Origin of the sequence: Flavobacterium anhuiense, assembly GCF_050990855.1 — a bacterium.
Taxonomy (GTDB): Bacteria; Bacteroidota; Bacteroidia; order Flavobacteriales; family Flavobacteriaceae; genus Flavobacterium; species Flavobacterium anhuiense_C.
The window spans coordinates 4,929,727-4,946,558 of record NZ_CP158861.1 but is presented as its reverse complement, the minus strand read 5'-3'; the positions used below and the strand labels follow the sequence as shown (position 1 = coordinate 4,946,558).

The window sequence follows — 16,832 nt, the reverse complement described above, 5'->3', positions numbered from 1 at the left end:
ATGTGAGAACTTTTTACAATTCACTTCTAACATTTCACTTCTAACATTTCACTTCTCAACAAAAATCTACAATCTAAAATCTAAAATAATTATGACGATAGAAGATCTTTTAAAAAGTAAAGTAATTGAAAATCCAATTAAGAGATTTAAAAAAGAACTGGAAGAAATTGTAAACAGCAGCTTGGTTACGAAATTATTTTCTGGATCGAAACTAAAAAAAGAAGTGGCGGAGTTTGGTCTGGAACTATTGAAACTTCAAGACAATTATTATAGTACTTATATTTCTTTGGGTTCTGCGGAAGCCGAAAAGTTTGCGGCTTTGGTAAAAGAGAATATATGGGAAGATAAAAATTACTACGATCTTTTGCTTTACTTTTTTGGCGAAGAAAACGCTGGGTACGTAAAAGAAGCTTGGAACAGACTGCCTCAAAAAATGTATCAGACGGGTTATACGCGAAGAGCTTTTAGAGCACCAAATCATCAGAAATATTTGCTGGTCAATCAGATCAATTTTCTGCGTTCTCTGCTAAACGGACCTTATAAATACAATTATCAGGATAGCAGTACTTTTTACTATAATTTGAGTATTGAAGACGAAATTCGATACGATAGCGAGATTTCAAACGGCATTAATAAATTTATGGTTTGGTCTGCTGCTTTAGATGCTGGAAAAGAAGGACTTTATCAATTATTTGAAGATATTGTTTTCAATAAAGACTCACACGGAAAAGTTTCTAGAAATATCATCAAAGCGCTTTTAAACAGCGAAAAACAGCAGAATTGGGAGTTAGTAGAAAAACTGCTTTTGGCTGCGCAACGTCAGGAAGGTCTGCGCCAGACGATTCTAGAAGCTTTAGACGAAACAAGTATTGGCGCTTTGCAATACATGATCAAAGTGCTTATAGATAACAAACTAACTCGTTTTTCATCTGTCGTAAGAGCGATCGATACGTGGACAGGTTTGGGTTGGGATTCAGAAAAAGAAACGGTTGTTCGTAATATTATTGAATTGGCTTCGGGTTATTTTTCAAAACCAGAAACGATTCCGACAGGCGTAAAAAGCAAAAACAACAACGAAGTCTACATGGCACTTTGGGTTCAAGGTGTTTTGGATGTGGAGAAAACGGTTCCGTATCTGCACGAATTATTAGAAAAAGGTTCGGCCGAAAAGAAATCTTTGGCATTGAAATTTGCTGGAGAAACGTGTGATCCATACATTCAGATGCCTCTTTATTTTAAAGCATTAGACGATGCAAATCTGCAAGTTTTAGCCTTTGCGGCTCCGAGAATGGATGCTTTGCTAGAAGCGAATGCAAAATCGAAATTCTATATCGAAAATGCAGATTATCCGAACTTCTTTGATAAAGTTTACAATCTTGCACAAAGCATTACCGAGAAAGAGAAATCTTTTGAAGGTAAAGTATTTTCATGGATGACTGCGAAGTTCGAAAGAGATACGCTTTACTCCGCAGCCATTAATTTGGTTGGCGATAACAACGAAAGATTAGAAGCTGTTTTACAGCATTTTGAAGGTTTCTCAATCAACTTAAGAGAGAAATTGACCAGAAATTTATTGGGTAATTTTTACAGCTATTCTTACTATAACAATCAAAACAATCAAAACAAAACAGAACCGACTGAATTTCAAAGAAATTTTGCCTTACGAATTATAAAAGATAGGGGAGAATCTCTTGTGGCTTCGGCGGTTAATGTTTTAAAAGATTTGAGTTTAACGGAAGAGGAATTGGCTGTTTTTCAGGAATTATTTAAACGTAAAAATTCTAATTTAAAGAAAAACTTAACGGCGATTCTTGTTAAACAAGAAGATCAAAAAGTAGTTAATTTCGTTGACCAAACTATAGAAAAAGGCGATTTGGAACAGCGTATGTCTATGTTGGATGTTATGCTGCAGCTTCAGAAAAACAATAAACTGACGGATAAGGTTAACGATTGGGTAAAAGAATATCTAAAAAGACCCAAAATTACCGAGAAAGAAATCAAGTTTATTGAGCAGTTAGAACCTTCAAAAAAACAAGATCTTTTAAGCGCAGAAAACGGTTACGGATTTTTTACGCCAAACGAAATTTCGGCTTATGAATTGCCAAAACCAAACGCCAGTTCTTTATATGCAAAAGCGGTAAAAGAACATCAATACGGTTTCTCCAAATCGATGTCGCATATTAAAGATGAAATTGCGAAGCTTTATAAATTGTTTGAAGAAAACAGAAATTACGAATACGAAATTGAAAATTACGATAACAGCAGATCGACTGTTTTATTGGGAAATTCTTTTAGACCATTAAAAAACCTGAAAGAGGAAAAGAATTCAGAATTAGCAGCAACTAATTATCCGTTGTACGAAGTTTGGGAAGAATGGTTTACAAAATCGGGTCTTGCCAATAGAGATTTGTTTTTGATGACAATGATAAACAATTGCGATCGAAAAATATGGAGAGATTTTCTAGAAAAACATGTTTTTTACTTTAAAGAATTATTGCCTCATCCAAACAAAAGGGGGTACGATTGGGATAATGCGATTTTGAATATTCTGAATGCGTTGCAGATAAAATACGTTTTTGAAGAAAAAGCCGATTTCTTAATCGATGCGTGCAGTACTTTGTATGCAGATCTTCCAGATTCTGTAAAAGAGTTTGAATATGTGCCAGGTAAAAATGAATATTATTACAACAATAACAACGGAAACGGTTGGCAAAGTCAAGGCTTTTTTGATATTTATTTGAATAAAATTGGTTTGCTTGATTTAACGGAAGAACAAAATGCTAAAGTTTGGAATCTGTACAGATGGAGACAATTGAACGGATTGGAAAAAAACAGATCGTTTGCGAAACCGCCAATTCATTTGTATTGCGTTGCCTTTGAACAAAAATTAATTTCCGAAGGCGAATTGTACGAAGGTATTTTGGAAAGCGAAAGAATTTCTGTTTTAACCAGCGAAACCAAACATTACAGACATTTTGGAAGTGAGGAGTTAATTAAGAAGTTTCCGTTCCTAGTTCCGATGATTGATAAAATCAGAGAAACGTTTTTGGATGTTGAGGTTAAAAGAGGAGATTCTAATACTTCGGTTACGCATTTGGTACAGAGTTTCCAGAAGATTTTTGGTGCCAACCGCTTGGTCGAATTGATTACAGCACTTGGAAAAGCAAGTTTGTACAAAGGTTATATTTATTCATGGAGCTACACAGATTTAACGAAGCAGAAATTATTCAGTTTCTTACTGAAAAGATGTTATCCTGTAGCGACAGATACGCAGGAGAGTTTTAATGCCTTAATTAAAAAAGCTAAAATCTCTGAAGAAAGATTGATTCAGACTGCGATTTACGCGCCGCAATGGCAAAAGTTCATCAGCAGTTATTTGGATTGGAATGGTCTAGATGAAGGAATTTGGTGGTTTCACGCGCATACCAAAACAGCGTCTTACAGCGCTACCAATTCAGAATTAGAAAGTGAAGCAGCGAGATTTTCGACTTTAGACTTGCAAGATTTTAAAGATGGAGCTGTGGATAAAGATTGGTTTACATCGGCTTACAAAAAGTTAGGAAAAGCAAAATGGGAACTTTTATACGAATCTGCGAAATACGTAACAGATGGAAACGGACACAGACGTGCGAGATTGTACGCTGATACGATTACAGGAGATTTAAAAATTAGAGAAGTTACGGCCAAAGTAAAAGACAAACGCGATCAGGATTACTTAAGAGTTTACGGGTTGGTTCCGTTAAGTAAAGCGAGTCCAGAAAAAGATATTTTGGCGCGCTACGAATATTTACAGCAGTTTAAAAAAGAAAGTAAAGAATTCGGTTCGATGAAACAGGCGAGCGAAGCTTTGGCGATTCGTGTGGCTTTAGAAAACTTAGCAAGAAATGCGGGTTATCCAGATCCTGTTCGTTTGACATGGGCAATGGAAACGAAGCAAGTTCAAAATATTTTATCAAAAGAAACCGAAGTGGTTTTAGATGATGTGACGATTAGTTTGGTTATTAATAATGAAGGAAAAGCCGATTTGGTTACGTACAAAGCTGGAAAAGAGTTAAAATCGATTCCGCCGAAATACAAAAAAGACAAAGGTATTTTGGAATTAACGAATTATAGAAAAACCATGCGTGAGCAATGGACACGTTCTAGAAAAGGTTTGGAAGAAAGTATGATTCGTGGCGATGAGTTTTTATTCGCAGAAATGCAAAACCTTTTTGAACATCCCATTATTTCAAAACATCTGGAAAAATTAGTTTTTATTTCGAATGACGATAAAATTGGTTTTTATGTAGATGGAAGTTTGGTGACTGGTTTAGGAGAAATGATTTCGTTAAACGAAAAACAAACGTTTAGAATCGCTCACTGTTTTGATTTGCATAAAAATAATGTTTGGGTAGATTACCAGAAATATTGTTTTGATACTAAATTACAGCAACCATTCAAGCAAGTTTTCAGAGAATTGTATGTTCCAACGCCAGACGAGTTGAAAGAGAAATCTATTTCAAGACGTTATGCAGGACATCAAGTCCAGCCGAATCAAACTTTGGCTTTATTGAAAACAAGAGGCTGGAAAGTAGATTACGAAGAAGGATTGCAGAAAGTCTTCCATAAAGAAGGCTATCAGGTAAAAATGTATGCCATGGCCGATTGGTTTTCGCCAGCAGATGTAGAAAGTCCGACTTTAGAAACTATTGAATTCCATTCTTTAAAAGATTATAAAAACATTGCTTTTGAAGATATCAATCCGAGAATTTTCTCAGAAGTAATGCGCGATATTGATTTAGTGGTAAGCGTTGCCCATGTTGGTGGAGTAGATCCAGAAGCGAGCCATTCTTCTATAGAAATGAGAGGCGTTTTATTGAGAGAAACATTGCGATTGTTTAAAGTTAAAAATGTTGAAATCAAAGAAAACCACGCCATCATAAAAGGCAAACTGGGAGAGTACAGCGTGCATTTAGGAAGTGCGGTTGTGCATCAGCTTCCTGGTAAATATTTGTCGGTTCTTCCTATTCATTCACAGCACAGAGGACGTTTGTTCCTTCCGTTTGCAGATGATGATCCGAAATCGGCTGAGGTGATGTCTAAAGTTTTATTATTTGCAAAAGACGATGAAATTCAAGATCCGACGATTTTGAGTCAGATTGATAAGACGTATGCTTAATATTACGTTTCCCACGGTTGAAACCGTTGACAATGTTTTTAAATGAGGTGTGAAAAAAAATCCGTTTGCATCTGCGCTTTCGCTAAAGCGAATCAGTAAAATCCGTGTCTGATTTGAGGCTTATCATTTTAAATCACATTGATAAATTGATCGATAAAAAAATAATAGGTTTACGGGTTTGTACAGTATAGCCAATGGTTTCAACCATTGAGACGCAATCAGAACATAACGTTTCCCACGGTTGAAAATCGTGGGAAATGTTTAAAATGACAGATCAAGAAAATAAAATCCGTTTACATCTGCGTTTTAGCTAAAGCGAATCAGTAAAATCCGCGTCTGATTCGAGTTTTATTTTAAGGCATATTGATAAAAAACGCATGTTTAAAACAGCTCTTTTCTGAAATTATAATTTTAACATTTTTAACATTTTTTGTTAAATTACGAAAATATATTATATTTGTACCGATAATTAATAAACAGGAAAATACATATGAGAATTTCAATAGCAAAATATTTTGACCACTTAGCCGGAGAACTTCCAGTTAATGTATCAGGATGCGATATGTATTTTTATGAAAACGAATTGTAAAAAAATAGAGTCAAACTCATCATAAAATAGAAAAGCGTCCTCATTATAGGACGCTTTTTTTGTTTTTAACGAATTCAAATTCGCTTACTAGCACAAGAAAATGATAGAAAATCAAACCATAACTAAAAAAAATCAAAAAAATAATTTGACAAAATGTTTAATGATTAATCAAAATAGCGAAATATAGTCTTGGAGAGTAACCCGATGAGCGACAGTCATTTGATACAAAAGAGAAATCTGCACTAGTATGCGGACAGGAATTTCTTTGTTTTTATTTTTGGTATAACTAATTGATTGTCAATAAAATAATGTTAAAAATAATTTGGAAATATGAATTTTTCCATCATATCTTTGCCAAACAAAATTGAAACAATGAGTTTCAGATAACAACAACAACAACAACAACAACAAAATGATTTTAGTAAATAAAATATATAAAATGAGTTTTAAATCAAACATAGATAACCTAAGAGTAGCAGCCTCGACACTAGGTAGTGAATGGTTATATATGCTGGTGCATCAATACAAGCAATAGGATAGTGATATCTTATTTGTTATGAAGCACCTTTTATCGGGTGCTTTTTTTATGCCGATTACTGGCCACAAAGGCACAAAGTCGCAAGCAAATTAAAAAAAAATAGCTGCTTAGCATCTTAGCAGCTCAGAAGCTTAAAAAAAATAAAGTTTAATAATAAAAATTTAAGGATGAATCAAGAAATAGGATTTTCGTCTGGTCTTCATACCGGTCAAACAGATACAGTGGAGTTAAGTGAATCTTCTTTTGCCTCGATTAAACGAGCAGATTTAGAATGCACTAGCCTATGGAATGAAAAGGTAAATTTTAGGGAAATGGTATATATCATTTAGAGGTATTTCTCTGGTAAAGCAAGGGTGCTTTGAACTTTTGTGATATTGGATTTCCCAGAAAAGCCTTCGATTTCCTGAGATTCCAAGAATTACAAAAAAAAGTAAAACATCATGCAAAACAATACACTAGATAAATATAAAAAAGAGATTAGAAAAAAATACGAGATAGAAAAAGGCGGTCAATATTTTGATTATTTGTACAAGCCATCTCGTGGTAAGCTTCGTGATTTGTGCTGGCTTATTTTCGAAAACAACCCAACTCAAGATGACTTGAATGTTTTCAAGAATCTATTGGGATTAGATTTCGATCACAGCAAAAAGAACAAGTTTAAGGAGAAAAAAGATAAGTTCCGTCCTATTGAAACGTTCTTCAAAGGTGAAACAGATCCCTCCAACCTTGATGCTATCAACATGGCAGCTATTTTGGTTGATTTTGAGCCAAGACCTTTCAAAAAGTTCTATGAAACTTCTAAAAAAGAAGAAATAAAACCTATTAAAAAGTTTGAGAAAGCTAAAATGGTTTTTGAGAAAAAGATGGACAGTGCTAAAAAAGAAAAGGCAGAAAAAAAGTCTAAGAAAAGAAGTTTCTTTCTAGATTTCAAAAGCATGTTCTTCTAGGCATTTTGCCACAATCCCGATAGCCATCGGGATAAATGATAAAAGATTTATAAAAAAAATCAGCTTGAAACGGTTTAATGGGCGTGAAACTAAACTTAGAGTTTGCATAAAATTAGAATTTAATTTGTTAAATCGCAGTTATCATATAGTTGATAGTTGTATAAAACTGCAGGTAAACCAAGTATCTGCAGTTTTTTTTTATTAAAAAGCATAAAAAAAAGCTGTCTCATTGAGACAGCCTTTTCGTTTTGGTTATATTATTTTGATTTATTAATTATTCCCGTAGATTTTAGCGTAAAGATCTTTGTAAATCTCTTTAATAATTTTTCGTTTCAATTTTAGAGTAGGAGTAAGTTGTCCACCATCAATAGACCAAACATCTGGAGTTAGCTCAAAACGTTTTACTTGTTCCCAATGACCAAATTTTTTGTTGATGCTTTCTACTTCTTCATCAATTCGTTTGATAACATCTTTATTTGATGCAATCTCAGCGTCTGTGTTTCCTATTGTAATTTTATGGATTTTAGCCCATTCTTTTACAAATTCAAAGTTTGGCTGAATAAAAGCACCTGGCATTTTTTCGCCTTCCCCAATAACCATAATCTGTTCAATAAAACGAGATTGTTTCATCGCATTTTCGATCATTTGCGGAGCGATATATTTACCTCCAGAAGTTTTAAACATTTCTTTCTTACGGTCTGTAATTTTTAAGAAACCTTCGCTGTCAATTTCTCCGATATCTCCTGTGTGGAAATAACCGTCAATAATCGCTTCGGCTGTTTTTTCTGGATCTTTGTAGTAGCCTAACATTACATTTGGTCCTTTCAGTAAAATTTCTCCGTCTTCAGCAATTTTAACTTCAAGGTTACGAATTGGTTTTCCAACCGTTCCAATCTTGAAACCTCTGTTTCTTTGATCGTTAACCGCAATTACTGGCGATGTTTCAGATAAACCGTATCCTTCCATAACTGGAATTTCCGCAGCAGCAAAAACTCTTGTTAAACGTGGCTGTAAAGCAGCACTTCCAGAAACCATTAAATCTAAATTTCCGCCTAAACCTTCTTTCCATTTGCTGAAAATCAGTTTGCGGGCAATTTTTAATTGGAATTCATACCAAGCGCCATTTGCTCCATAAGGTTCGTATTTTAAACCTAAATCAATAGCCCAGAAAAACAGTTTTTTCTTAATTCCTGTTAGTTCAGCACCTTTTGCATAAATTTTATCGTAAACTTTTTCTAAAAGTCTTGGAACAGCTGTAATTACAGTTGGTCGTACTTCTTTTAAGTTGTCACTAATTTTGTCAATTGATTCTCCAAAGTAAACCGAAACACCATAATATTGATAGATGTACAAAATCATTCTTTCAAAAATATGACAGATAGGCAAGAAGCTTAAGGCAGTACTTTTTCCTGGATCAAACGGAATTCTTGGCGCGCTGTCCAATACATTTGATACAATATTCTTGTGCGAAAGCATTACGCCTTTAGGTCTTCCTGTTGTTCCAGAAGTATAAATGATAGTCGCCAAATCATCCGTTTTGATGCTATCTTTTCTAGCTTCAACTTCGCTTTGATTGCTTTCATCTTCGCCAAGTGCAAGAAGATCTGTCCAGTGTTTGCATCCTGAAATTTCATTAAAAGAATATACCTCTTTTAAAGTCGGTACATTGGCTTTTATGGCATTTACTTTCTGCAACACTTCTTCGTCAGAAACAAAACAGTAAATACTGCCACTATGGTTTAAAATATATTCGTAATCTTCTTCTGCTATGGTCGGATAAATTGGAACATTTTGAGCACCAGTCTGCAAAATACCAATATCCATTATATTCCACTCCGTTCTGTTATTCGAAGTAATTAATGCGATTTTATCATCTTTCTGAACGCCCATACGCAATAATGCTCTCGAAACAGCATTTGCTTTTGCAATATATTCCTGGCTAGATGTTTTTTCCCAGACTCCGTTTTTTTTAGTCGCTAGAGCAACCGGAAGATTGTAAGTTTCTTGTTGATAATAGGGAAAATCAAAAAGGCGTGTGATTGAAACCATGTTTAATATATTGAATTTTATTGCAAATTAAATAAAATTTGGGTATGATTTTCAGTTTTATAAAATTTAATGGGAAAATTTATAGAGACTATTAAAAATCAACGAAAACGTTTTCTTTTTCGCCGTGAAATTTCTAAAAAATCAAGAAAAATTTAATTTGAAGATGTTTTTTAAACGTTATTGTACGTTATAATCTTCGTAGACTTTTACTCTTTCGCCCATTAAAAACATTTTTTTCTTGGCAAAGTGAATGGAGAATTGAGAATAGTACCATTCCTCGCTGTCATTTGGGCGGTACCAAAAAGTATAAGAGGCGCTGTTAAATCCTTCTTTAAAAACAGCAACACCTTCGTCTGTACATTCAATTCCCCAATTGATTTTTTGTTTGCTTAAATCATCGGCTTGAATAAAACCTGTTCCGTCTGGATTTAAAACGGTAATGGGCTGTTTTTGGTTTAATGGAGCATAAGTTCCTGGAACTGGATAACCGATTGTCGTGGTAATATAGCGTTCTTTTGAATTATGAGTAATTTGGTCAACGTGGACTTGCGAATGTGATTGAAAGGCAGTGAAAAATAGTGTCGCCACTAATAAATGTAAAAATTTCATTCTATGTAGGATTAAGTGTTTTTTGGGTCGTTGGAAATCCGTCGGGCTGATTTTCTTTCGGCGAATATAACTCAATTTTTCAATAGAAGTATCGCTTAAAAATACAAGAATGAAATTTTTCTTTTTTTAGGATTAAAGAGCCGTTTTTACTCCGTTGAAAACTGATTTTCTAATAGTTTTTCTTTAAAATCCGATCTAAAAGTGTAAGCAAATGTAATCATCAAAGCTCTCGTGTCTGATTTTGAAGTTCTGCTATTTCTAAATAATGCTGTATTGTTTTTATAACCGCTTTCTAAAGTATTGAATATATCAGTTACTACTAATCCTAAACGAGCATTTCCTTTTCCAAGTTTTTGCTGAAATCCCATGTCTACATTATAGATCGGAATTCTTTTTCCTTGCGGAGTGGCTACAGCAGAATTGTAATTTCCAATGATCTGCAATTTTCCGCCTTTCCATGGAATAAAGTTATTGATTACTTTTCCGTACCAGCTGAAGGCGCTATTAACTACATCTTCCGATCCTGGCAAATTGGTTCCGCCAATATTTTGCTGAAAAGCAGTTAAGCTGATATTAGCATCATAAAAAGAAAATGGTTTTAGACTAAAAATACCTTCAATTCCGTAAGTAACCATATGTCCGATATTTTGAGGTTGTAATAAAACCGAGCCATCGTCTTGAAGAATAGAGTATTGTCTGATTGTATTGTTTGCATTTCTATAAAACGCATTTCCAGACAACGAATATTTATCCCATTCTTTGTTGTAATTCAATTCTACAATATGAATGATTTCAGGTTTCAAATATGGGTTTCCGCCATGCGGATTTAAAGCGTCGGTAATATCAACAAAAGGATTCAAATCATCTAAATCTGGACGATTGATACGTTTGCTATAACCAAATTTTAAAAATTCATCAGATTGTAAGTTTAATTGAATTGATGCAGAAGGGAAGAACTTCACATAATTATTAGAAAAATTATCGCTTCCATTTTCTGTTTTTCCATTGTTTGAAACCTGTTCTGCACGCAATCCTAAATAATATTTCCATTTCTCATTTTCTTTTGTTCCAGAATAAGAATTAAGAACTCCATAAAAAGCATTTATCTGTTCGTTAAAATCAAAAATATTGCTCGTAAGAGGATTTACAACATAATCGCCATTAATTAAATCAGCGCTTTGAAAATCGGAGTTAAAAAATCTGAATGTTCCTTTGTAACCTGTTTCGATTGTTGATTTTTGCGAAATAGGAAAAGTGTAATTTAGAATAGCATTCGAGATATTTTCTTTTTCGTAATTATGAGTTTTTTGCCAAAAAGTATCACCCGTCATAGCGCCATTTTCATCATAATTATTAGTGTCGATATCCGTGTTTTCTTTATCAAAATTGAAAGAAGTGGTAATGTTGGCATTTAAACTTTTTCTATCATCAGAAAATTTGCGGTCATAATTGAATGCCATTTCTGCCGCTTTTGCTTTTTGTATTTCTAATGAATGACGTTGATTAGCAGAATAAAACTGATTTGAGCTATTGAAAATAGCCGTATTTAAAGTTTCATTATTGTCTTTGTTTTCCAAATTTCCTAAAGCTTCAAATGAAAATGTATTTCTTTCGTTTGGCGAAAAATCAAGATTGAATTTTAAGTTCTGCAAACCTTCTGTTCGTTCGTCATGTCTGGTTTGAAGAATGTAATGTTCATCATCAATAAAATAATTGGTTCTTTCGCCTTTTATGCTTTTGGTTCTTCCTGCAAAACGATTGTCGTAAGCCAAACCAACATTCCATTTATCATTTTTATAATTTAAAAGAGCAGAACTGCTTAATCTTCCTTTGGCACCAAAACCACCGCCTAGAACTGCGGCACCATTTATTCCGTTTAGATTGTTTTTTTTTAGTTTGATATTAATGATGCCACTTTCAGCATTAGCATCATATTTTGCGCTTGGACTTGTAATAATTTCAATGCTTTCAATACTGCTCGCTGCAATCTGATTCATGTCTGTAATGGCAGAATTTTTTCCATTAATTAAAATCAAAGGTGTTTTTCCTCTTAACGAAATGGCATCATCAGCATCAACCGAGACTGTCGGGATGCTTTTTAACATATCAATTGCTGTTCCGCCCGATTGTGAAATGTTTGAAACCGCATTAAAAACAAAACCTTCAGCCGTTTTCTGAATCTGTTTCTTTTCAGATTGCACTACAACTGTATTTAAAAGATTGGCATCTTCGTGCAAAACAATATTATTAAGCGAAATAGGAGAACCAGTATATTTTATTTTCTGATTGTAAGTTTTAAAACCAATTAGATGAAATTTTAAAATATATTCTGCGGGTTTTATATTTTCAAGAATGAATTTTCCAGAAGAATTAGTAGTAGCATAAGCTACTGTTTTGGTTGTATCAATGACAGGTTTTAAAACTACATCGGCAAACTCGATTGGATTTTTTCCATCAGATACCGTTCCGTTTATAGAGTTTGTTTTTTGGCTAAAAGAGTATTGGCTTATAGCAAATAAGAGAATTGCAGCGAGTAAATTTTGTTTCCATTTTTTCATGAGACAAAGATATTTACTCGAAAGTTTGTGCTTGCTTAAACTGTCTTAAGATACCATTAAATTAATCTTAGAGTCGTTTTAAATAGTGTTTTTGTTAGCCACAGATTAAAAGGATTAAAAGGATTAAAATGATTTTTTATGCTAAGGGAAGGAGAATCTGTGGAAATCTGTTTAATCTGTGGCAATCTGTTTAATCTGTGGCAAAAAAAAACGCCCAATAATTCGGGCGCTTTCTTAAAAATATATTTCTTAGTTTTTCTCAATCCATTTTCTTGCATTAACAAAAGCTTCATGCCATGGCGTGTACTCGTCATTTCTGTCATTTGGATAATAAGCCCAGTTCCATTGGAAAGTAGAACGCTCAATATGAGGCATTGTAACCAAATGTCTTCCCGTTTTGTCACACATCATAGCTACGTCATAATGAGAACCGTTAGGGTTTGCTGGATATCCTTCATAAGCATATTTAGAAACAATGTTGTAGTTTTCTTCGCCCATTGGTAAATTAAATTTACCTTCTCCGTGAGAAACCCAAACTCCTAAAGTACTTCCTGCCAAAGTAGATAACATTACCGAATTGTTTTCCTGAATTTTTACTGAAGTAAAGATACTTTCGTGTTTGTTACTGTCGTTATGAAGCATTTTTCCGTGAACTTCATGTTCTGGATTAATTACTTCTAATTCCATAAACAACTGGCATCCGTTACAGATTCCAACCGATAAAGTATCTTCTCTTTTGAAGAAATTATCCAAAGCTGTTTTTGCTTTTTCGTTGTACAAGAAAGCTCCAGCCCAACCTTTAGCAGAACCTAAGACGTCAGAGTTAGAGAATCCTCCAACAGCTCCGATGAACTGAATATCTTCTAGCGTTTCACGACCTGAAATTAAATCGGTCATGTGAACGTCTTTTACGTCAAATCCAGCCAAGTACATTGCGTTTGCCATTTCACGCTCAGAATTACTTCCTTTTTCACGAATAATCGCAGCTTTTGGTCTTGGTTTAGAGTTGTCAATTACTGGCGCTTTTCCTGTAAAGTGTGCAGGGAAAGTATACTCTAAAACCTGATTTTTATAGTTTTCGAAACGTGCCTTTGCAGTTCCGTTTTTAGATTGTTTTTGATCTAATAAATAAGAAGTTTCAAACCAAACATCTCTGTAAGTTGGAATATCCAATTTATAAGTACCAAATTCCAAAACTGCCGATTCTTGAACAGAACCTAATTTGAAGAATTCGATATTGTTAGCATTTAATTTAGCTTCAACAGCTGCATCTGATTTTGCTTGGAATACAATTCCGATGTTTTCTGCGAAAAGGATTTTCAACAAATCTTTTTCTGCGAAAGCGCTGAAATCAATTTTAGCTCCAAGATTTACATCAGCAAAACACATTTCTAATAAAGTCGTGATCAAACCACCGCTTCCGATATCGTGACCTGCTAAGATTTGGCTTTCGCCGATTAAATCTTGAATCGTATTAAATGCATTTTTGAAGAAAGCTGCATCTTTAATAGTAGAAGTTTCGTTTCCGATTGTATTTCTGATTTGTGCAAAAGAAGATCCTCCTAATTTGAAATCATCTTGAGACAAATTAATATAGTAGATTGATTCTCCGTTTTTCTGTAAAACAGGCTCAACTACTTTTTTAATATCAGTACAGTTTCCAGCAGCCGAAATAATAACCGTTCCCGGCGCAATTACTTCATCATTTGGATATTTTTGTTTCATTGAAAGCGAATCTTTTCCAGTTGGAATATTGATTCCTAATTCGATTGCAAATTCAGAACAACCTTCAACAGCAGCATATAAACGAGCGTCTTCACCTTCGTTTTTACAAGCCCACATCCAGTTTGCAGATAGTGAAATTCCTTTTAACTGATCTTTGATTGGAGCCCAGATAATATTAGATAACGATTCTGCAATAGCATTTCTAGAACCCGCAACAGGATCAATCAAAGCCGCAATAGGAGCGTGCCCGATAGAAGTTGCGATTCCTTCTTTTCCTAAGAAATCCAAAGCCATTACACCCACGTTGTTCAAAGGCAATTGTAACGGACCCGCATTTTGCTGTTTCGCTACTCTTCCTCCAACACAACGATCCACTTTGTTTGTCAACCAATCTTTTGAAGCAACAGCCTCTAGACGTAAAACGTCTTTTAAATAACTTTCGAAATCATTTGCAGAGTACGAAACGTCAGCATATTTTCTGTCGATAGTTTTGTCGGTCATAACCGTTTTTGGAGAACTTCCGAAGAAATCTTCCAAAGCATAATCCATAGGTTTAGAACCATTAGTTTTTGATTCGAAAGTAAAACGGTGGTCTCCCGTCACATCTCCAACTTCGTACATTGGAGAACGCTCTCTGTCAGCGATTCTTTGTAAGGTATCGATATCTTTTTGACCAATAACCAATCCCATTCTTTCTTGAGATTCGTTACCAATAATTTCTTTTGCAGAAAGAGTAGGGTCTCCAACAGGCAATTTGTCTAAATCGATCAAGCCTCCAGTTTCTTCGACTAATTCAGAAAGACAGTTTAAGTGCCCACCCGCACCGTGATCGTGAATCGAAACAATTGGATTATTGTCGCTTTCTACTAAACCACGGATAGCATTTGCAGCACGTTTTTGCATTTCTGGATTTGAACGCTGAATTGCATTCAACTCAATTCCTGAACCGAAAGCTCCTGTATCTGCAGACGAAACCGCAGCACCACCCATTCCGATTCTATAGTTTTCACCTCCAAGAATAACGATTTTATCGCCTTCTTGTGGTTTCTTTTTAATCGATTGATCTAATTTTCCATAACCAATTCCACCTGCTTGCATGATTACTTTGTCGTAACCAATTTTTCTGTTTTCTTCTTCGTGTTCGAAAGTTAAAACAGAACCTGTAATAAGAGGTTGTCCAAATTTATTTCCGAAATCAGAAGCTCCGTTTGAAGCTTTGATCAAAATATCCATTGGAGTTTGGTACAGCCATTTTCTTTCTTCAACTGCATTTTCCCATTTACGGTCTTCTTTCAAACGAGAGTAAGAAGTCATGTAAACTGCAGTTCCAGCCAATGGCAATGAACCTTGTCCGCCTGCTAAACGGTCACGGATTTCTCCTCCTGATCCAGTCGCAGCACCGTTGAAAGGCTCAACAGTTGTAGGGAAATTGTGTGTTTCGGCTTTTAAAGAGATAACCGAATCAAATTCTTTTATTTCGTAAAAATCAGGTTTATCAGCCGATTTTGGTGCAAACTGCTGCACTTTTGGTCCTTTTACAAAAGCAACGTTGTCTTTGTAAGCAGAAACAATATCGTTAGGATTTTCCTGAGATGTTTTTTTGATTAATTTGAAAAGAGAAGTTTCTTTTTCTTCGCCATCGATCACAAATGTTCCGTTGAAAATTTTGTGACGACAGTGCTCTGAATTTGCTTGTGAGAAAGCAAAAATCTCAGAATCTGTTAATTTTCTTCCAAGTTTAGTCGAAAGATTATTTAGGTATTCAACTTCTTCTTCGCTTAAAGCTAAACCTTCCACTTTGTTGTAAGCTGCAATATCATCAATCTCCAAAATTGGTTCTGGCTGAATGTTGATAGTGAAGATTTCTTGATCTAATTCGTTGAATTTTTGGAAAAGCATTGGATCAAAATCATTGAAATCTTCCGTTGCCGGGTGAAATTCTTCAATTCTGATAATACCTGAAATACCCATATTTTGAGTAATTTCTACAGCATTTGTACTCCAAGGGGTAATCATAGTAGCGCGCGGACCAACGAAGTAACCAGACAATGCTGATTTTTCGATTTTGCTCGCATCGGCAAAAAGCCAGTTTAATTTTGAAATGTCTTGAGCTGAAATTTCGTTTTGCGTTTGTACGGCAAAAACAGTTTTGCTTTGGTTTTCAAAGAAATGGATCATTTGTGTAGTTTGTTGTTTTGAAGGTGCAAATTTAGTGTAAATAAATAGTAAGCGCAAATTTGAAAACCATCTCTTTTCAAAAAAAATGAAATTGCTTTTTTCTTGCATTTTTTCTACCAAAAAGACGCAATATCAATAGGTTTCGATCTTTTGAAAAATTTAAAGATTTAGTAAAATTTCTTTTTTGATATGTTCTGTAATATTAAACTTTTAGAAGGGAAAATAGTGAAGTGGAAACTGCATAAATTTCGATTTTTTTAAAGAGCAGATTTGCAAAATTTACGAAATAGGCAAATTATTAAAAAAGGATATTTTGAAGGGAAATGAGGTTTTTAGGATAAAAAAATGTTGTTTTTTCTTGTTTTTAAGTGTAGTTTGTCATTTCAAGGAGCGAAACCCGAGTGATATGAATTGGCGAAGAAAATCATATTTAAAAATCGACAAAGATTCGATTTTCGTTCCAATATTCCGTAGAGGCGCA

General features: G+C 34.4%; 6 protein-coding genes. 2 read left to right on the top strand and 4 right to left on the bottom strand.

Annotated features, from left to right (window positions below; all coding sequences use genetic code 11):
- Positions 1 to 91: 91 nt before the first annotated feature.
- Positions 92 to 5,158 carry a DUF4132 domain-containing protein gene (locus ABTV69_RS21360; protein WP_433832445.1) on the top strand — a complete coding sequence of 1,689 codons (5,067 nt, stop codon included), beginning with the start codon at positions 92 to 94 and terminating at the stop codon, positions 5,156 to 5,158.
- Positions 5,159 to 6,725: 1,567 nt separating this feature from the next.
- A complete protein-coding gene (locus ABTV69_RS21355) occupies positions 6,726 to 7,232 on the top strand; it encodes a hypothetical protein (RefSeq protein WP_433832443.1) in 507 nt (168 codons plus the stop codon).
- 270 nt (positions 7,233 to 7,502) lie between these two features.
- On the opposite strand, the gene ABTV69_RS21350 is transcribed toward ABTV69_RS21355, so the two are convergent.
- The 4 genes from ABTV69_RS21350 to purL all read right to left on the bottom strand — a co-directional run bounded on the left by ABTV69_RS21350 (position 7,503) and on the right by purL (position 16,351).
- A complete protein-coding gene (locus tag ABTV69_RS21350) occupies positions 7,503 to 9,281 on the bottom strand; it encodes an AMP-dependent synthetase/ligase (protein ID WP_433832441.1) in 1,779 nt (592 codons plus the stop codon).
- Positions 9,282 to 9,458: 177 nt separating this feature from the next.
- The gene (locus ABTV69_RS21345; RefSeq protein WP_433832439.1) at positions 9,459 to 9,890 is read right to left on the bottom strand and encodes a hypothetical protein; all 432 of its coding nucleotides are present in this window, start codon (positions 9,888 to 9,890) and stop codon (positions 9,459 to 9,461) included.
- 146 nt (positions 9,891 to 10,036) lie between these two features.
- Positions 10,037 to 12,448, bottom strand: a complete 2,412-nt coding sequence (locus ABTV69_RS21340) for a TonB-dependent receptor domain-containing protein (RefSeq protein ID WP_433832437.1) — start codon at positions 12,446 to 12,448, stop codon at positions 10,037 to 10,039.
- Positions 12,449 to 12,697: 249 nt separating this feature from the next.
- A complete protein-coding gene (gene purL, locus ABTV69_RS21335; protein WP_433832435.1) occupies positions 12,698 to 16,351 on the bottom strand; it encodes a phosphoribosylformylglycinamidine synthase in 3,654 nt (1,217 codons plus the stop codon).
- Positions 16,352 to 16,832 lie beyond the last annotated feature (481 nt).

Bases quoted from the DNA above. Each gene is read 5' to 3' on its own strand.
- ABTV69_RS21355 (WP_433832443.1), top strand. From the start codon at position 6,726: ATGCAAAACAATACACTAGATAAATATAAAAAAGAGATTAGAAAAAAA.
- purL (WP_433832435.1), bottom strand. From the start codon at position 16,351: ATGATCCATTTCTTTGAAAACCAAAGCAAAACTGTTTTTGCCGTACAA.
- ABTV69_RS21360 (WP_433832445.1), top strand. From the start codon at position 92: ATGACGATAGAAGATCTTTTAAAAAGTAAAGTAATTGAAAATCCAATT.
- ABTV69_RS21340 (WP_433832437.1), bottom strand. From the start codon at position 12,448: ATGAAAAAATGGAAACAAAATTTACTCGCTGCAATTCTCTTATTTGCT.
- ABTV69_RS21345 (WP_433832439.1), bottom strand. From the start codon at position 9,890: ATGAAATTTTTACATTTATTAGTGGCGACACTATTTTTCACTGCCTTT.
- ABTV69_RS21350 (WP_433832441.1), bottom strand. From the start codon at position 9,281: ATGGTTTCAATCACACGCCTTTTTGATTTTCCCTATTATCAACAAGAA.